The 17,528-nt window shown below is 71.2% G+C and carries 14 protein-coding genes; 5 read left to right on the top strand and 9 right to left on the bottom strand.

Annotated features, from left to right (window positions below; translation table 11 throughout):
* The 4 genes from ACWEQG_RS33575 to ACWEQG_RS33560 form a co-directional block, all read right to left on the bottom strand.
* Positions 1 to 428 (bottom strand): HAMP domain-containing protein (locus tag ACWEQG_RS33575; RefSeq protein ID WP_452290971.1); only part of this gene is annotated, 428 nt, incomplete at its 3' end.
* A 340-nt stretch (positions 429 to 768) separates the two neighbouring features.
* Positions 769 to 1,191: a DUF6098 family protein gene (locus tag ACWEQG_RS33570; RefSeq protein ID WP_452290969.1), complete on the bottom strand. Its 423-nt coding sequence runs from the start codon at positions 1,189 to 1,191 to the stop codon at positions 769 to 771.
* A 132-nt stretch (positions 1,192 to 1,323) separates the two neighbouring features.
* Positions 1,324 to 1,518: a hypothetical protein gene (locus ACWEQG_RS33565; protein WP_452290967.1), complete on the bottom strand. Its 195-nt coding sequence runs from the start codon at positions 1,516 to 1,518 to the stop codon at positions 1,324 to 1,326.
* Positions 1,519 to 1,632: 114 nt separating this feature from the next.
* Positions 1,633 to 2,442 (bottom strand): alpha/beta hydrolase fold domain-containing protein, encoded by an 810-nt coding sequence (locus ACWEQG_RS33560; RefSeq protein WP_452290966.1) that lies wholly within the window; start codon positions 2,440 to 2,442, stop codon positions 1,633 to 1,635.
* A gap of 48 nt (positions 2,443 to 2,490) precedes the next feature.
* Between ACWEQG_RS33560 and ACWEQG_RS33555 the strand changes: the two genes are divergently transcribed.
* Together ACWEQG_RS33555 and ACWEQG_RS33550 are read left to right on the top strand one after the other, a co-directional pair.
* The gene (locus ACWEQG_RS33555) at positions 2,491 to 3,588 is read left to right on the top strand and encodes a hypothetical protein (protein WP_452290965.1); all 1,098 of its coding nucleotides are present in this window, start codon (positions 2,491 to 2,493) and stop codon (positions 3,586 to 3,588) included.
* 11 nt (positions 3,589 to 3,599) lie between these two features.
* Complete coding sequence (locus tag ACWEQG_RS33550) at positions 3,600 to 7,409, top strand: DUF4062 domain-containing protein (protein ID WP_452290964.1); 3,810 nt, start codon at positions 3,600 to 3,602, stop codon at positions 7,407 to 7,409.
* Here ACWEQG_RS33550 and ACWEQG_RS33545 read toward each other — a convergent pair.
* Entirely contained in the window at positions 7,313 to 8,191 is an 879-nt protein-coding gene (locus ACWEQG_RS33545) for a hypothetical protein (RefSeq protein WP_452290963.1), read from the bottom strand. The two genes, ACWEQG_RS33550 and ACWEQG_RS33545, sit on opposite strands and share 97 nt — an antisense overlap.
* A gap of 25 nt (positions 8,192 to 8,216) precedes the next feature.
* Here ACWEQG_RS33545 and ACWEQG_RS33540 point away from each other — a divergent pair, with 25 nt between their 5' ends.
* Entirely contained in the window at positions 8,217 to 8,414 is a 198-nt protein-coding gene (locus tag ACWEQG_RS33540; RefSeq protein WP_452290962.1) for a hypothetical protein, read from the top strand.
* 10 nt (positions 8,415 to 8,424) lie between these two features.
* Here ACWEQG_RS33540 and ACWEQG_RS33535 read toward each other — a convergent pair whose 3' ends face one another.
* The 3 genes from ACWEQG_RS33535 to ACWEQG_RS33525 form a co-directional block, all read right to left on the bottom strand.
* Positions 8,425 to 9,804, bottom strand: a complete 1,380-nt coding sequence (locus ACWEQG_RS33535) for a M1 family metallopeptidase (protein WP_452290960.1) — start codon at positions 9,802 to 9,804, stop codon at positions 8,425 to 8,427.
* Between the two features lie 90 nt (positions 9,805 to 9,894).
* On the bottom strand, positions 9,895 to 10,626 hold the full coding sequence (locus ACWEQG_RS33530) for a BPL-N domain-containing protein (RefSeq protein ID WP_452290959.1): 732 nt from the start codon (positions 10,624 to 10,626) through the stop codon (positions 9,895 to 9,897).
* 18 nt (positions 10,627 to 10,644) lie between these two features.
* Positions 10,645 to 14,697 (bottom strand): Pls/PosA family non-ribosomal peptide synthetase, encoded by a 4,053-nt coding sequence (locus tag ACWEQG_RS33525; protein ID WP_452290957.1) that lies wholly within the window; start codon positions 14,695 to 14,697, stop codon positions 10,645 to 10,647.
* 475 nt (positions 14,698 to 15,172) lie between these two features.
* On the opposite strand from ACWEQG_RS33525, the gene rsgA reads away from it, so the two are divergent.
* Both rsgA and ACWEQG_RS33515 read left to right on the top strand, forming a co-directional pair.
* Complete coding sequence (gene rsgA, locus ACWEQG_RS33520; protein ID WP_452290956.1) at positions 15,173 to 16,243, top strand: ribosome small subunit-dependent GTPase A; 1,071 nt, start codon at positions 15,173 to 15,175, stop codon at positions 16,241 to 16,243.
* A gap of 89 nt (positions 16,244 to 16,332) precedes the next feature.
* Positions 16,333 to 16,845, top strand: coding sequence for a GNAT family N-acetyltransferase (locus ACWEQG_RS33515; RefSeq protein WP_452291173.1), 513 nt, complete (start codon positions 16,333 to 16,335; stop codon positions 16,843 to 16,845).
* On the opposite strand, the gene ACWEQG_RS33510 is transcribed toward ACWEQG_RS33515, so the two are convergent.
* Positions 16,821 to 17,501 (bottom strand): helix-turn-helix domain-containing protein, encoded by a 681-nt coding sequence (locus tag ACWEQG_RS33510; protein ID WP_452290955.1) that lies wholly within the window; start codon positions 17,499 to 17,501, stop codon positions 16,821 to 16,823. The genes ACWEQG_RS33515 and ACWEQG_RS33510 overlap by 25 nt on opposite strands.
* Positions 17,502 to 17,528 lie beyond the last annotated feature (27 nt).

Below are 17,528 nucleotides of genomic sequence, written 5' to 3'. Positions count from 1 at the left end.
GTGCCGCGGGCGTCGACGGTGATCTTCTGGGAGAGGTCGCCCTTGGCGACGGCGGTGGTGACCTCGGCGATGGAGCGGACCTGGCTGGTGAGGTTGCCCGCCATCGCGTTCACCGAGTCGGTGAGGTCCTTCCAGGTGCCCGAGACCCCCGGCACCTCGGCCTGTCCGCCGAGCTGGCCCTCGGTGCCCACCTCCCGCGCCACGCGCGTCACCTCGGAGGTGAACAGGGACAGCTGATCGACCATCCCGTTGAAGACGGTCGCGATCTCCGTCAGCAGGCCGTCGCCGTCCTCCGGGAGACGGGTGCCGAAGTCGCCGTCCCGTACGGCGGTGAGGCCGGCCAGGAGCTGCCGCAGATCCAGTTCCGGGTCACCGCCGGCGGCGCGCGCGGGTCGCGCGCGCTTCGCGGTGCCTGCCCTCTCGACCATGTCCACCCTTACGATCGCCGTATGACCAGGGAAAAGAAAGCATATAAAGCACTGCTGGAGGCCGTGTTCCCATGTGACCGCGGTCGCGGCCGGAGCGGGCGCACCGGCCTGTAAGGCTACCCCGCGGGCGATCTCCGCGAATCGCCCTCGGAGGCGACGTGTCAGTGTCGATCAGGACTCCGGGGCACATCCACGGCGTGCGTGTACTGCGTCTGTGCTCCGTCTTCGCCGCGCCCGTCGCCGCGCTGCGGGGCAGGGGCGTGCGGTTCCCAGCACGAGCAGAAGGGAGTGGACGTCCTGCTGCGGACGCGCACGGGAGCGCCCCTCCCGGGGCGTCCCCTCAGCCAGTGGAGTCCCGGCCGGCGTCGAAGACCTCCTCGTAGTGCGCACGCGCCTGCTCGACCACCGAGTCGTCGAGCCACGCGACCGGTTCGACCTGGTCGATGAGCGGCTCGTGGTCGGGGCCGCGGGCCACCGTACGGCCGGTCAGCACCCACGCGTGCCGTTCCTCGTCCTTCTCGGCCAGATGCGTGTATTTGCAGATCTGGCGGGCCAGCCAGTCACGTAGCGGGAGGGTCCACCAGCGCTCGGCGTCGAGCACGGTCACCGACAGGCCGGGCAGCTCCAGACGGCTCTCGTAGTCGACGCTCGGCTTGCCGGCGTCGGCGTCGGGCCCCTTGGAGTACCGCAGGTACAGGCCGGGCCGGTTCTCGACGAGCTCGGTCAGCTCGTCCAGGCTCTTGATGGTGGGTATTCCGCTCACTTCACCCCTCCGCGGTCCCGCTCCGCCCTCTCCGCTCGGGACGGGGGCCGGGCGCGGCTCTCACGTCAGCCCGGCCGCCGTCGTCCCGGTCCGCCGCTCCGCGATCGCCCGCGGTCGACGCGTCCCGCCAAGTCACGCGGGATACGGAGGACGCTGGTCCGGCGGGACGCCGCCGCCTTCTCCGCCGCCCTTGTTCCCCTTGTCGGTGCCGTGCGGCTGCCCGCCCGGCTTCGTGGCGCTCGCCGACTCCGGAATGACGTCGACGTTCTCGTCGTTGGCGCCGCCTCCGCCGGAACGCCGAAGCTCGGGTTGCTGAGGCTCGGTCATCGTTCCTCCTTACGGACCGCCGTGAAGGCCGAAACGGACCGTCCGCAACCATCCCCCGGCGGTGCTGTCCTCCCCTCCCCGTCCGCCGGAAGGGCAAACCCGGGAAAGGTCTCGTCAGGTCTTCGAGGTACCCGCACGAAGCACGTCGGCCAGGAAGTCGATCGAGCGCTCGATGATCGGGGAGATGTCGGCGCCGGTGAAGCCGTGACCACCGTCCGCAACGACGTCGAGCTCCGCGCGTACGCCGGCCGCGCGGAGCGCTGCGACCAGCGTCTCACTATGAGAGAGGGGGACGTTCTGATCATCCGCGCCGTGGACGCAGAGGAACGGCGGCGCGCCGGGGTGAACCTGGTGGAGCGGGCTGCCGAGCCGGGCCAGGTGGGGAAGGTCCGCTGGAAGGCCGCCGAACAGAGGGATCGCGGGATCACCGGGCTCGGGGGAGCCGCCGGGAAAGGTCAGGTCGGACGGTCCGTACCAGTCGACCACGGCATGAAGGCCGAGCGCCGGATCACGCGCGAGTCCGGCCAGCGCCGCGAGATGGCCCCCGGCGGAGTCGCCCATCACCGCGAAGCGGGTGACGTCCAGGTGTAACTCATCCGCATGGGTTCGCGTCCACTCGATCGCCGCGCCGATGTCGTCCAATTGTGCTGGATATACCGCCTCGTGGCTCAGCCGGTATTCCACCAGTCCCACGGCGAAGCCGCGTTCGAGCAGCCGGGCGTGGAGATCGGCCCCGGGCATGCCGGGAGTGGGGTCACGGCGGCTGCCCGCACACCAGCCGCCGCCATGGATCCAGAAGACGACCGGGTACGGGCCGCGCTCCCCAGGGACCAGCAGATCGAACTCCAGAGGACGGTGCCCCGGGGGCCTCGCCACGACGATGTCCGGATGCCTCTTCGCCCGGTCGTAACTGTTCATGGACATCGACCGCGCCCTCCCGTCATTCTGATCGTGAGACCCAGGAGCATGCCGATGATCCCACGGGAAGCACACGCCCTCACAGGTACCTGGCTGGGCGACGAGGGGGCTCTCTACTACATCCGGCATACGGGCAGCACTGTCTGGTGGGCCGGGCTGAGCGTCTCGTCTCCCCGGGGCTCCGGCGACCTGAACATCGGAACCGCGTTCACCAATGTCTATCGAGGCAGGCTCATGGGCGACTCCGTCGTGGGCGAGTGGATGGACACCCCACGCGGCGACGTCTTCCAATGCGGGACGATGGATCTGCAGATCGTGCCGCCGGACGGGATGCGCAGGCTCCGTGAGACGGGCGGGTTCGGCGGCGCCGCCTGGCGGCGGATCGAACCACCGGCCCGCAAGATCGACCGTATCCGCGCCGCGCTCCGGCACGACGCCCTCATCACCGATGTCTGCGCGGTGATCCACGGAACGATGACCACCGGTCTGACCGAGGTGGCCTCGTCCGGGGACCTGCAGTTCCAGATGCGCGTCGATCCATCCGTGGTCAGGCGCCCGGCGTTGCCGCTGGGCAGCACTGTCACGTGCCGCCTCACCGAGCACGGCACCGACGCCGTGATTCCCGGCTGGCGGGATCGCGACGCCGTCAGCATCCTGTTCCGCAACGGCCGGCCGGTCAACGGCGATCTCCGCAGAGACGAGAGCGGGCAGTTCCTCGTCCTGGGCCGACCGCTTTCTCCGGGGACGCACGTGCGGGTCACCGGTGCGCTGTCCACCTCCCCGCCGCTGATCTCCCCGGTCTACGCCGTGGACGTGCAGGATCGCACTCCCCGTACGACGCTCACCGGCATATGGGCGGGCGACGACGGAGGAACCTACTACCTCCGTCAGCGTGGCGACGCTCTCTGCTGGCTGGGCTTGAGTCCGGACTGGGGAGCCACCTACACCTCGGTGTTCAGCGGGGTCGTCCTGGCGGAGCATGACGTGATCACGATCTGCGGACGATGGGCCGACCTGCCGCTCGGCGGGCGAACGCGAGAGGGGGAGGCGATCCTCTCCCTGACCGCTTACTCGGTGCTCACCACGGCCGGGGGCGAGCACATGGGCCCCGGCCGTCTGGAGCGGTTATCCGACTCGTTCACTCAGTTCTAGGCAGGAGAGGTATGGCTCAGGAGAACCTCCGCGTGTTCCTCAGCCACACCTCGGAGCTCGGTGTGCACCCCGAAGGCCGATCCTTCGTCAGGGTGGCCACGGAGACGCTGCTGAAGGCGGGACATCACCCGGTCGACATGGCTCACTTTCCGGCACGTGACCAGCAGGCCGCCGACTATTGCCGCGAGCAGGTCCTGAACTGCGACCTGTACCTGGGCCTGATCGGCTTCTGTTACGGGTCGCCGGTGCGCGACCGCCCGGAGGTCTCCTACACCCAGCTGGAATATCTCACCGCGGGTGCGGCCGGCATTCCCCGGCTGATCTTCATGCTGGACCCGGCCGACGGTCTCCCGGCCGAGCTGCTCGACACGGAGCACGGCGACAGGCAGCGGGCGTTCCGCCGTCATGTGGCCGATGAGGTGCTGGTGCAGCGGTTCAGCACGCGCGAGCAGCTGGAAATCGCGATTTTGCACGCGTTGGTCCGCTTCGACGAGAAACCCGGAACCAGAGCCTCCCCCGTGAAACGTCCATGGATGGCTCCGGCCCCCACAGGCCCGGTCGTCGACCGGCCGGGGCTGATCGGTCCGCTGGTCGAGGCTCTGATGGCGACGGGCGCGGAATCCGTCGGGGTGACCACCGCCGTCGAGGGTGCGGGCGGCTTCGGCAAGACCACCCTGACGGCTCAGGTGAGCCGGATGGAGAGCCGGCTGGCCGGGCGCTTTCCCGGAGGCCTTCTGTGGGTGACACTCGGACAGCACGTGACCGGTGCGGAGCTGGCCAACCGGGTGAACACGTTGTGTGAGGCGCTGACCGGCAGGCCCAGCACCACGACCGATCCCGAGCTGGCCGGCATACGTCTGGGAGAGCTGCTCGACCAGCGTCCCAGCACTCTCCTGGTCGTCGACGACGTGTGGACCGCCGCCCAGCTCAAGCCGTTCCTCATCGGAGGTCTGGGCCACCGGCGACTGATCACCACCCGCATCGGAGGACTCGTGCCCCCGGGAGCCGTGTCCATCCTGGTCGACGCGATGAACCCGGACGAGTCGCGCACGCTGTTGCGCACCGGTCTGGGCGTCCTGCCCGAATCGGCGCTGGCCCGGCTGGATCGGCTCACCGGCCGGTGGCCGGTGCTGCTCGCCCTCGCGAACGGCCTCATGGCGGAGTACGAACGAGGAGGAGCCTCGGCCGCACAGGCTGCGGAGTGGGTCATCAGCAAGCTCAGTCTCGAAGGGCCGGCCGCATTGGACATCGACAACCCCGAAGAGAGGGCACAGGCGATCGCGGTCACGGTGGGAGCGAGCATGGAGAGCCTCTCGTTGCTCGATCGTGAGCGCTATCTCGACCTCGGCATATTCCCCGAGGACACGGACGTGCCGCTCGACGCGCTCACCCTGCTCTGGAGCGCGCGGAGCCCGATGGGCGGCAGAGCCGCGGAGCGACTCCTCTCGCGTCTCGTCCAGAGCCGATTGGCATTGGGGACGTGGCAGAGCGGGCCGGCGTTGCGCCTGCATGACGTGATCCGCGGTTACCTCCGCCACCAGCGGTCGCCCTCCCAGCTGGCGCAGGTGAACCGGTCGTTCGTGGACGCGGGCCGCAGTTTGCTGACCGGCGAACCGGAGGACGGCCTCAGCCCTTGGTGGTCGATCCCGGAGAGCTTCGGTTACCTATGGGGGAACATCGTCTACCACCTGGCGGAGGCCGGACACCGTGACGAGCTGTCATCGCTGGTCACGCACCCACGCTGGCTTGTCACGAGGCTCGACCGCTTCGGTGCGGCGGCGGTGGACGGTGATCTGGCCTTCGCCGGCCGGCACGCGGATCTCCGGCACGCACTGGCCAGAGCCGCTCACCTGCTCACGCCGCTGAGCCCTTCGATTGTCGACACTGTCGCCTCCAGGCTTCACGGAACCAAGGCGCTGCGGACGCTCGTCAGGAGACTCGACGCGAACGATCCGCCGCCGCTGCTGGCGCCTCTCTGGCCTCTGCCCGATCAACCGGATGCTGCGCTCAGGCGAACCCTGGAAGGACACACGGGCGCGGTACGGGCCTGTGCCGTCGCGGCGGACGGCACCTGGATGGCCACGGGTGGCTTCGATCGGACTGTTCGGATCTGGGATATCACGGGACGATCCCGGTCTCTCGTGTTGCGTGGTCATACGGGGTGGATCTGGGATTGCGCGATCTCTCCGGACGGGACATGGCTCGCCTCGGCCGGAGACGACGGCACTGTCCGGATCTGGAACGCCGAGTCGGGTTCCCCGCTGCGTACGCTCCGCTGCCCGGACGGGGTGACGGGGTGCGCGATCGCGCCCGACGGCGCCTGGCTCGCCGCCACGGATCTCGACGGCGGCATCCATGTCTGGAATCCCCACAGCGGCGAGAAGCTCCGCCTCCTGCATCACGGGGCAGGAGTCACGGGGTGCGCCGTGGCGCCTGACGGCACGTGGCTCGCCTCCGCGGGCGTGGACGGCCTCGTACGCGTCTGGGATGCGGCCACGGGCGTGGTGCGGGTAACCCTCGTCGGGCACGAAGGGCGTGTCAACGGCTGTGCCGCCGCCCCCGATGGCATGCGCCTCGTCTCGGCCGGGGCCGACGGCAGCGTGCGGGTCTGGGAGGTCGCCGGCGGGCGGCAACTGGCTCTGCTCGAAGGCCATCGCGACTGGGTCAACGACTGTGCCGTCGCGCCGGACGGCGGCTGGCTGGCCTCCACGAGCGCCGACGGCACCGTACGCGTATGGGACGCCGGCACGTATCAGGCGCGGCTGGTGCTGCCCGGGCCCGCGGGCGGGGCGAACGCGTGCGCCATCGGGCCTGACAGCACATGGCTCACCGCGGGGTGCGTGGATCGTACGGTCAGAATCTGGGAGGTCGCGCGGACCGACGTCAGACGCCGGGAGGACAGCCGCATCGGGATCATGCGCTCCTGCACGGCATCCCCCTCCGGCGAGCTTCTGGCCGCTGGTGACGTCAAAGGCGTGACCCGCGTCTGGAACAGCGATTCGCAGGAGCCGTCGCTGACTCTGCCCGGTCATGAGGGATGGGTGCGGAGCTGCGCGTTCGGGGCCGACGGCGCGATGCTGGCGACCGGGGGCGCCGATGGAAGGATCCGCGTCTGGGACGTGCGGCGGGGTGCTCTCACGCACACCATGACCGGCCACGAAGGGTGGGTGAACCGGCTGAGTTTCTCGGCTACGGGAATGCTGCTGTCGGCCGGGTCCGATCAGACCCTCGTCGTGTGGGACCCGGTGACCGGGACGCGCGTTGCGAGGTTCGACTGCGCCGCGCCGGTGTTCGGTGGCGCGATCGCACCGGACGGAACCTGGGCCGCGGCGGGGTGCGCCGACCGTACGGTCCAGATCTGGGATGTCCGGGAAGGGCGGCGGCGACTGGTCCTGTCCGGTCACGTGGGCAGAGTGAACGCATGCGTGGCGGGGCCCGACGGCCGCTGGCTGGCCTCGGCGGGGTTCGACCGGACCGCCCGGATCTGGAACGTCGAGGACGGGGCGCTGGTAGCTGTCCTCAGCGGGCATCCCGGGCCGATCTGGGGGATGGCCGCGTCTGAGGACGGTGCGCTGCTCATGTGCGTCAGCACTGACGGAACCGCCCACGTGTGGGATGTCGCGTCGACACGGCGACTGGCGGCCATCCGCGTCGACGGGCCGCTGCGGGACTGCGGTTGGCTGTTGGGAGGCCGGGCCGTCTGCATGGCGGGTGACTCCGGCCTCTATCTTTTCGAACTACGCAGGCCATCCGACAACAGGACCAGTGGTCCGAGATCGCCGTCGCCCCATACCGGTGTGGAGTTGAAGTCGATGATGTAGGCATGCTCATCGCTCACGAGGACGTCGAACGCACCGAAGTCGCAGCCGTGGGACGAGATGAAAGCGTTGACGGCCAGCCTCGCGGCGTCGGGCACCGTCTCCTCGGCGACCATCAGTGACGTGTCGGACGGGACTCTTTTCACCCGCTCCGCGGAGATGAATCTGAACCACGCCCGGCGATGGCCGAGAACCGCGCATCGGAAAAGCCTGTCTTGTTCGTCGGAGATGAACCGCTCCACGACCAGATCGGGACGATCCCACGTGTCCGGGTCCAGGCCTCGGCGCGATACGACCGGATACTCCATGGGTTCGGCCGTGGGGCCGGGGGCGGTCGCGTATCCGGCGACGCGTTCGGGAATCCCGCCGTAGTTGAGGTTCGTCTTGACGATGAGCATCTCCTCCGGTGGGCCGACGCGCTGTGCGGCGGTCGTCGGCAGCCCGATCTCCGCGCACTTGCGCTGCAGGCTCCTCTTCGAGATGTCCTCGACGCCCGCGTTGAGAACCCGTACTCCGCGAAGGCTGAGCTCGGCGCACAGGTCGGCCCTTGCGAGCGGCCTTTCGCGAGCGGACGTGAGATCGATGTGGAAGATGAAGAAAGAGCAACCGGGATCGAGACACGAAAGGATGTTCTCGACCGTGTCGGCCCGCCCGGAGACGATCCTGGTGCAGCCGGGCAGAAGCCGTTGCAACAGGTACCCGGTCCAGCGGCTGTGGTCGTAGACCGCGACGTCCTCCTGAAGAGACATGCCTCTCACACTCCTCCGCGCGAGGGCCGAGTCCAAGCGAGGTTCACGTGCCGGAAGCCCAGTGCTCCCTCGCGGTCAGGTGACGCCCCCCCGGCCGTCGCCCGCGCTCGACCGTCTGGTGATCTGCGTGGTCGGCGCCTTCCTGGCACTGCTGCGCGCCTGGGCGGACGGCGACGTCTCTGCCACCCCCGCCGAACTCGGCGTCACCTTCCGCACCACCGTCCTCCCCGGCGTGCGGTCCGTCCTGGTGCGGAGCTAGCTGCCGGGGCTCAGAGCCGGGGCTTTTTCGCCTGGTAGAGCCATGCGTCGAAGAAGGGGCGGAGGTTCTGCCCGCTGAGCTTCTCCGCGAGGCCGATGAAGTCGGCCGTGGTCGCCGTGCCGTGCCTGTTCTCCTGCGCCCAGGTCTTCAGCAGCGGGAAGAAGACCCTGTCCCCGATCTTCGTGCGCAGGGCGTGGACGGTCATCGCGCCCCGGAGGTACACCGCGTGCTCGTCGAACATGTGCTCCTGGCCGGGATCGCCGGTCTTCAGGTTCCAGAAGTGGCCGGTCCTGCGGTAGTGCCGGTCGAAGATCTCCTTGGCGGACGGCCCGCCGTGCTGTTCCTGGTAGAGCCACTCGGCGTACGTCGCGAAGCCCTCGTTGAGCCAGATGTCGCGCCAGCTCCGCACGCCGACGCTGTCACCGAACCACTGGTGCGCCAGCTCGTGCACGATCTCCGAGTTGTCGGTCGGGCCGCCGCTGTAGACGGGCCGGCCCTGCGTCTCCAGCGCGGTCACGGAGCCGTTGCCGTCGGCGATGCCGCCCGTGGAGGAGAACGGGTAGGGGCCGAACAGCCCGATCTCCCAGGCGACCGCCTTCGCCGTGAAGTCGTGCAGGTCCTTCGACTTGTCCGCCAGAGAGGGGTCGTAGGCGGTCACGTTGGGCATGCCGCCGACCGTGCCCTCGCTGACCACGAAGTGTCCGATCGCGACCGTGGCGAGATAGGGCGCCATCGGCTGCCTCATCTCCCACCGCACGGTCTTGTAGCCGTCGTCGTCCGCGCCGTCCGTCCCCGTACGCTCACCGTTGGCCAGCACGGTGAGATCCTCGGGCGCCGACACCCGGAAGGAGAAGGTGGCCTTGTCCGCCGGGGTGTCGTTGGACGGGAACCAGCTGCGCGCGCCGTCCGGCTGGGACGCCACGAACGCGCCGTCCTTGGTCTTGATCCAGCCCTGGTGACCGGTCGCGTCCGAGACCGCCTTCGGCGTGCCGGCATAGGAGACCGCGACCGTGAACGTGCTCCCCGACCTCAGTCCCTTCGGCGGGGTGATCACCAGTTCCTGGCCGTCGCGGCTGTAGGCGGCGCGGGCGCCGTCCACCAGCACGCCGCTGATCGGCGGCCCGGAGAAGTCGAGGTTGAACCGCGACAGGTTCTGGACGGCGGTCGCGGTGATCGTCGTGGTTGCGTCCACCTCGTGGTCGTCGGGGTCGAACCGCAGGCGCAGGTCGTAGTGTCCGACGTCGTAGCCGCCGTTGCCCTGGAGGGGATAGTAAGGATCGCCCGCTCCCGCCGACCCTGGGAGGAAGGTGACCGGCTCCGCGGCGGCCGGAGCGGCCGAAGACGCCATTACGGTGAGGCTCGCGGCGAGGGCGGCTAATTTACGCACCATCCCCCCATGATGGGGATTTTGGCTAAAAAGCGGTAATTCATCCCGATTAGTCACTTTTGTGGCGATTTTCCCGTAAATCACACGGGTCACTCACCCGGTCATCGCCGCGTCCACGAGATCGAGGCCGAGATCCTGCGCCTGCCGTACCGGCAGGCCGGCGTCGGTGAACCAGTCGTCGGTGGCCTCCGGATGCGGGCCGACCACGGCGACCCGGCCCGCGCCGTACGGCGTGACGAGGGCGGCGACGGCGCCGTTGGGGTAGGTGGCGAGGACGCTGGCCTTGTTGCCCGGTTCGAGCAGGAAGCAGGGACCGTCCTGGAAGAACACGCTCCTGTTCCGGCCGCGCCACCGCACGTCGACGAGCGTGTCCTCCTCGTCCTCCACCGTCGCGCCCGGTGTGACGATGTACTGGTCGGTGTCGCCCGGCAGCAGGGCGAACCCGGGGGTGGCTCCGGCGAGATAGCCGCCGAGGCAGAAGCCGAGATAGCGGCCGCCTTTGGCGACGAAGTCACGCAGCAGGCCGCGATGCCGCCTGAGGTGCCGGTAGCCGCGGTCCAGATCCCCGCCGCCGGGCTGGGCGTACACGGCGGCCTCGGCCAGTGACTCCGCCGTGAGCGGGATCTCCTCGTGCGGGCCGGTGTAGCGGACGTCGAAGTCCCAGCGGCTGGCCTCCAGCAGTCCGGCGACCGCCTCCGAGCATCCGGGAATCGAGGCCGGGCCCCGGTAGACGAGCGCGAGCGGCCGTCCGGAGCGTGGCGGAGGGGCCTTGTCGGGACGGAGGACGCGGCGGAGGGTTTTGAGGATGCCCACAGTGGACCCCATGTGCTTCTCCCAGATCTGTCAGGCGAGGCCGGCCTGCGCCGGGATGCCCCGCCAGCTCGTGCCCGGCGTGAGCCGCTCGCCCTTCATCAGCAGCGACAGTGCGCCGAGCGAGACGTCCTCGCCCACCACCGAGTCGTAGAGCACCACGGCGCGGGCGCCGATGCTCGCGCCGGACCGTACGGTCACGGCGGACATCTTCATGACCCGGTCCTCGAAGAGGTGGGTCTGCAGGGACACCCCCGATCCGATCGCGACGTCGTCGCCGATCTCCACCAGGTCGAACTCCGTCATGTAGGTGGTCGCTATACAGGTGCGCCTGCCGATGCGGGCCCCGAACCACCGCAGCACGGGCGGGAGGAACGGGGTTCCGGCCAGGAGGGCGACCCCGGCCGGAACCGCGGCGGCCTCGTACAGCCCGGTGACGAACTCCGTGCGCCGGACGAACCGGCTCCACAGCGGCTCCACCCTCGGCCGGTACGCGCCGATGAGCAGTCGCTTGGCGGCGACGCAGCAGCCGATCATCGCCAGCCCCGCCGCACAGGCGACGAGCGGCGCGGCGGCCACGACCGCGGGCAGGGTCAGGACGCGGGCGAGCGCATGCACGCCCAGCAGGTAGAGGTAGAAACCCGCCCCGAACAGCGTCGCCGGGAGGGTGGCGCGGAAGAACTCGATGCCCAGGCGGTGGAGCACCAGCCGGCGGGGCGGCCGGAACGTCTGGTCCTCGGAGAACGAGCCGCTGTCCTGCCGCACCGGAAGGTGCATCGGGGGAGAGCCGAGCCACGAGGTGCCCTCGGGGACGCCGTCGGGTGGCGGGATGGTGCTGACGCCCACCAGGGACCCCGGTCCCATCCGCGTGCCCGCCGGGATGACCGCGGCGTTGCCGACGAACGCGCGCCTGCCCACCTCGGTCGGCAGGAAGGCGACCCGGCCGCGGGCGAAGTCCGCGGCTCCCACGCTCGCCATGTCCGCGACGAAGCTCTCCTCGCTCAGCGTGAGGAGATCGGGATCGAGCTGCGCGGCCGTGGACACCTCGGCGCGGCGGCCGACCCGCGCGCCGAGCAGCCGCAGCCACGGCGAGGTGTACAGCGTGCCGTAGAGCGAGTTGGTCGACCGCAGGCTGAACTCCAGGAGCTTGTCCACCGCCCACTTGCGTACGCCGAGCCAGGAACGCGCCGGGTGCACGCCGACCGGCGCCTTCGGCAGGACGAGGCGTTTGCCGGCGGCCACCGCCGCGCAGACGACGACCACGTACAGCGGGCCCGCCACCAGGACGGCGGCCGGCCCGGCCGCGAGACCCCGGGCGGCCACGGCCGTCCACACGACCAGGACGCTCGGCACGATCGAGGCCAGCATGACCGCCTCGAGGCAGCAGAGGACGGCCACCGCCGCGGCCACGTGACGCGCCTTCCACCCGGCGGGGGAGGGGGCGCGCAGCATCGTCTCCACCACGGGCCCGAGCGACTCCACGGGGTTCGGCGGCGACCCGGCCCACCGCGCCCCCTCCGGCACCGTCTCGCCCCGCGTCAGCGCCGACTGGTCGCCGAGCCCGGCATGGGCGGCGACCCGTGCGCCCGGGCCGAGCACGACGCCGTTCCCGACGAAGGCGTGCGGACCGACCTCCACGGGGGCGACGACCACCCAGCCGTCCACCACCAGCCACGCGTGCAGGGAGGAGCGGTATCCGACCGAGGCGCCCGCACCGATCCGCAGCAGCGCCGGAAGGTTGACGTCGGCCGTCGCGACGGCGGCGCCCGGCCCGACCCGCGCGCCGAGCAGCCGCAGGTACGCCCCCATCATGGGGGAGCCGCTCAGCAGCGGCAGCGGGGAGACCGACAGCAGCAGCTGCAGTGCCCACAGCCGCAGGTAGGTGACGCCCCACAGCGGATATCGGCCGGGCCGGACGCCGGCCGCCAGCGGTCGCGCGAGCAGCACCGGCAGCAGCCAGTGCACCCAGACATAGGTGGTCATCGCGGCCAGCGCCAGTGAGGCGAGCAGGTCGGCGCCGTCACCGGGCAGCATCAGCCACCCCTCGTCCCTCCTCGGGACACCGGGGATCGGCCGGGGGGTGGTCCACCCGTACAGCGTGACGGAGACCGGCAGTGTGATCACGAGCAGCAGCAGGTAGATGACCGCGCTCTGCGCGGCCCCGGCGAGCGCGATCCGGCGGCCGCCGTGCCGCAGGGGAGCCGGGCGGGGCGGGGCGGCCGGCTCCGGCGAACCGGTACGACCGCCCAGATGCGCGGCGAGGCGCCGCACGGTGGGGTTGGCGTAGAGGTCGCGCACCGCGAGGCCGGCGCCGATCTCACCGGCACGCAGCAGCGACACCACGCGTGCCGCCAGCAGGGAGTGACCGCCGAGGTCGGTGAAGAAGTCCGCCTCGACCGACAGCGACTCGGGGGCGAGGCCGAACGCCTCCGCCCACACCTCGCGCAGGCGTGTCTCCAGCTCGCCCTCGGCGGGCGTCACCGGTCCGGGGCCCACGAGGCGACGGCCGGTCGGCGGGGGCAGCTTCCGGCGGTCCACCTTGCCGCTCGGCATGGCCGGCAACGCGGCCACGACGTCCAGGAACGAGGGCAGCATGTACGACGGCAGCCTGCGGCGCAGCCGGTCGTGAAGCCGCCCGGCGAGGGCCCGGCCGGTGTCGCCGTCGCCGTCGCCGTCTTTGCCGGCTACGGCGGGCACGACGTAGGCGGCGAGTTCACCGCCGGGGGCGTCCGTGCCGGGCACGGGCATGAGGGCGGCCACGGCCTCGGCGACGCCGGCGTCCTCAAGCAGCACGTTCTCGATCTCGCCCAGGTCCACCCGATGCCCCCGGATCTTCACCTCGGAGTCGGCGCGGCCCAGATATTCGATCTCTCCGGTCGCGGTCACCCGGCCGAGGTCCCCGGTGCGGTACAACCTGCCGCCGGGGGGAGCCAGCGGGTGCTCGATGAAGCGGTCGGCGGTCAGGTCGGGACGGCCGACGTAGCCGCGGGCGACGCCGGGTCCCCCGATGCAGATCTCACCGACCTCGCCGTCCGGCACCGGGTCGCGCCGCTCGTCGAGTAGCACCACCGAGTAGGTCGGCAAGGGCCGGCCGATGGTGACCCGCCGCCCCGGGAGCAGTTCGGCGCAGGTCGCGGTGACGGTCGCCTCGGTGGGCCCGTACGTGTTGAGGATCCGGCGGCCGGGCCGGCTCCACCGCTCCACCAGCCGGGGCGGGCAGGGCTCGCCCCCGACGATCAACGTGCGCAGGCGCGGCAGCTCACGCGGGATCGTGGCGAGCAGCGTCGGGACGCAGTAGAGCATGGTGATCCCGCTGTGGTCCAGGAAGTCCGCGAGCTCCGCGCCGAACTGCGGTAAGCCGGCCGGGCCCGCGACGAGGGCGGCGCCGGCCGCCCACGTCGGCCAGATCTCCTCGATGGAGAAGTCGAAGGAGATCGTCATCCCCTGGTAGACGCGGTCGTGCGGCCGCACGCCGTACAGGCCCGGCACGACGTCGAGGAAGTTGCTGATGCTCGACTGCGCCACCTCGACGCCCTTCGGCCGGCCGCTCGACCCGGAGGTGTACATGACGTACGCGACCGGATCGTCGTCGGCCGCGCCGTCGAGCGGGCGGGTGACCGGCGCGGCGGCGGCGAGGCCGGCGCAGGCGTCGAGGTCGAGCACGCGGTGCCCCAGCGCGACGACGGTCAGCGACCGGTCCGACGTGGTGAGCACGAGGTCGACGCCGGCGTCGTCGAGGATGTAGCCGACCCGGTCCGGCGGCGACTGCGGGTCGATCGGCACGAACGCCGCGCCCGCCTTGCCCACCGCGAGCAGCGCCACGTACGTGTGCACCGACCTCGGCAGCAGGATCGCGACGCGGGACCCGCGACCGACGCCCAGGTCGCGCAGCAGGTGCGCGAGCCGGTTCGCCCGAGCGTCCAGCGCGGCGTACGTCAATTTCAGCTGTCCGCACTCAAGGGCCGTCGCCCCCGGCGTCAGGTCACAACGTGCCTCGAAGACGTGGTGCAGCCGTCCGCGTGATCGCCTGAGCGGAATCCGTGAGCCGCCCCCGGCCCGTGCTGTGCGCGATGCGTGACTCGGCATGATCACCCTTTGGCCGATCGCGTGTGACTTGGGCGGGTTCGTCGATCCGCACGAAGAGTGTCCGACGCGACCCGCGAGACGGACGCGGGATCGTGTCCGCCGCCGGATCCCCTGATGCCCGATGACACCGCCGCGAGGCGGTCGTCCTAGGGATGGTGTGCCCCCGATGCCGCCACGCTGCGGCAGTGAATTCCCCAGACAGGGCAAAAGGTTGGACTCCGGCCGCCCGGCTCGGCCCCTGTTTCGGCCGCCGGACGTGGTACCGTGCTGATCGTTCGGTGTCGGATCAAGGATGAGAGGGAGGTGAGGTTTGATGACCGCGGTGAAGACCGCTGCCGTGCGCAGCGCCCGGACAATCCTCACGTCCCGGGCCCCGGTCTGACCCATTTCTTCCCTCCGCCGTCAGCCTGTCCGGCTGCCGAGGCGGGGTGGTTCCTGTGTCTCGTCGGGGCCCCTTCCCGCAAGGTGTCTCACATTGTCCAATCCTTCTGAATTCGGCCTGTCCCGCTATGGATGGACCGAAAGTCTCGACCATGCCTTCGCGCCGTACCGCGAAGCCGGCTTGGTGCCCGCCCGGATCGCGCGCGTGGACCGAGGCCTGTGCGACGCGGTCACCGAGTCCGGGCCGGTGCGGGCCCGGCTCGCGGCGACGTACTCGCCCGATCCGCTCGAAGCGCCGTGCACCGGCGACTGGGCCGTGCTGCGCCCGGGTCCCGACCCGGAACTGACGGCCCTGTTACCGCGAAGCAGCGCGATCGTGCGCTCGTCCGCCTCCCGCTCCTCCCACGGCCAGGTGCTCGCCGCCAACGTCGACGTGGTCGCCGTCGTCGTCTCCATGGCCGTTCCGCTGGACGCGGCCCGGCTGGAGCGGCTGCTCGCCCTCGCCTGGGACAGCGGCGCCGGCCCGCTGATCGTGCTCACCAAGGCGGACCTGGCCCCCGATCCCGCCGCCGCGCGGGCCGAGGCGGCCGCGCTGGCGCCCGGCGTGGACGTCCTGGTCACCAGCGTGGCCACCGGCCGGAACATCGACGTGCTGACCGCGCTGCTGAGCGGCACCACGGTCCTGCTCGGCTCCTCGGGCGCGGGCAAGTCCAGCCTCGGCAACGCGCTGCTCGGCGACGAGCTTCTCGCCACGCGGGCGGTGCGGGCACGGGACGGCAAAGGACGTCACACCACCGTCCGCCGTGAGCTGGTGCCACTTCCCGGCGGCGGGGTCCTCATCGACACGCCCGGTCTGCGCGGCATCAGCCTCTACGACGCCGCCGACGGCCTGGGACAGGTCTTCGCCGAGATCGAAGACCTCGCCCGCAACTGCCGCTTCGGCGACTGCGCCCACGACACCGAACCCGGGTGCGCGGTGCGGGCCGCTGTCGAGGCGGGAGAACTGACCCGGCGCCGCCTCGACAGCTATCGCAAGCTGCGACGCGAGAACGCCTGGGCGGCGTCGCGGACGGACGCCCGGCTGCGCGCCGAGCGCGGCGACCGGCAGAAGGCGATCACCAGCCATCTGCGCGCGACCTACAAGTTCAGGGACCGGCAGTCATGACCGGCCGCGTCGACCCGGACATCTCCCCGACACCCCAGACCGACGCCCTGCGCCCGCAGGCGAGCACAGAGACGGACGCCAACCCTCCCATGACCCTTTCCTGGACCACCCGGCCCGAGACCGCCGCCGACCTCGCCCGGATTCGTGAGGTCAACCTCGCCGCCTTCCCCACCCCGCACGAGGCCGACCTCGTCGAGGCGCTGCGGGCCGACCCGCAGGCGTGGGTCCCCGGCCTGTCCTGGGTCGCCGATGCCCCCGGCGGTGACGTCGCCGGATTCGCCCTGCTCACCCGCTGCCACGTGGACGACGCTCCGGCGCTCGCTCTGGGCCCGTGCGCCGTCAGGCCCGAGCACCAGCGGAAGGGCGCGGGCTCCGCCGCGATCCGCGCAGCCCTGCGCGCCGCCCGCGAGCAGGGTGAGAACCTCGTGCTCGTGCTGGGCCACGCCGAGTACTACCCGCGCTTCGGCTTCACCCCGGCCTCCGGCTACGCCATCCGGCCGCCCTTCGACGTCGAGGACAAGTACATGATGGCGCTCGTCTTCGATCCCACACGGCCCGTGCCGGCCGGCACGATCCGCTACCCGGAGGCGTTCGGAGTCTGACTCCCGCCAGGCCGCCCGGCTGCCCGCTCGCGTTCGGCGAGGAGCCGGGCGGTCTCGTCGGAGACCTCGCTGGCGAGGACCGCCGCGACGACGTCGATCAGGTGACTGGTGAACAGGCGGTCGTCCCGCGCCGGGGCCGCGCCCGCCCGGCGGGCCAGCTCCACGTACGTCATGCGGATCGCCATGAAGCGCTGGTGCAGGCGTACGGCGGCCTCGGGGAGCAGCGGGGCGACCAGTTCCCGCCAGCGGCCGATGCTGCCGCCGCCGTCGTCGGGGAGGCTGGGCGGGACGCGGTGGACCAGTTGCTCCATGACCCGCAGATAGGCCCGGCCGCCGTCGGGATCGGCGAGCTTGGCGGCGGCCGGACGGACGAGCGCGGCGGCGAGCGTGCGGCGTGCCTGGACCGGCGGCAGCGGGCCGCGCGCCTCGTACTCGTCCAGAAGCTGGTGGCGCCGCGCCTCGATCTCCGGCCGGTGCTTGGCGAGCACCGCCTTGAGCAGCCCGGCGCGGTCGCCGAAGTGGTACTGCAGCGCGGTGGAGTTGCGCTGCCCGGCGGCGGCGTTGATCTCACGCAGCGAGACCGCGTCGATGCCGCGCTCGGCGAACAGGCGTTCCGCGGCGTCCACGAGCCGCCGGACCGTGGTCTCCGCCGCCATCACGCCTCCCTTGTCGCCCGTACGCCC

The sequence above is a fragment of the Microbispora sp. NPDC004025 genome (assembly GCF_053604425.1).
The sequence above is the reverse complement of the archived record's forward strand: the minus strand, read 5'-3'. Positions and strand labels throughout refer to the sequence as shown.

Bases quoted from the DNA above. Each gene is read 5' to 3' on its own strand.
- ACWEQG_RS33510 (WP_452290955.1), bottom strand. From the start codon at position 17,501: ATGGCGGCGGAGACCACGGTCCGGCGGCTCGTGGACGCCGCGGAACGC.
- ACWEQG_RS33550 (WP_452290964.1), top strand. From the start codon at position 3,600: ATGGCTCAGGAGAACCTCCGCGTGTTCCTCAGCCACACCTCGGAGCTC.
- ACWEQG_RS33560 (WP_452290966.1), bottom strand. From the start codon at position 2,442: ATGTCCATGAACAGTTACGACCGGGCGAAGAGGCATCCGGACATCGTC.
- ACWEQG_RS33555 (WP_452290965.1), top strand. From the start codon at position 2,491: ATGATCCCACGGGAAGCACACGCCCTCACAGGTACCTGGCTGGGCGAC.
- ACWEQG_RS33530 (WP_452290959.1), bottom strand. From the start codon at position 10,626: ATGGGGTCCACTGTGGGCATCCTCAAAACCCTCCGCCGCGTCCTCCGT.
- ACWEQG_RS33515 (WP_452291173.1), top strand. From the start codon at position 16,333: ATGACCCTTTCCTGGACCACCCGGCCCGAGACCGCCGCCGACCTCGCC.
- ACWEQG_RS33525 (WP_452290957.1), bottom strand. From the start codon at position 14,697: ATGCCGAGTCACGCATCGCGCACAGCACGGGCCGGGGGCGGCTCACGG.
- ACWEQG_RS33535 (WP_452290960.1), bottom strand. From the start codon at position 9,804: ATGGTGCGTAAATTAGCCGCCCTCGCCGCGAGCCTCACCGTAATGGCG.
- ACWEQG_RS33565 (WP_452290967.1), bottom strand. From the start codon at position 1,518: ATGACCGAGCCTCAGCAACCCGAGCTTCGGCGTTCCGGCGGAGGCGGC.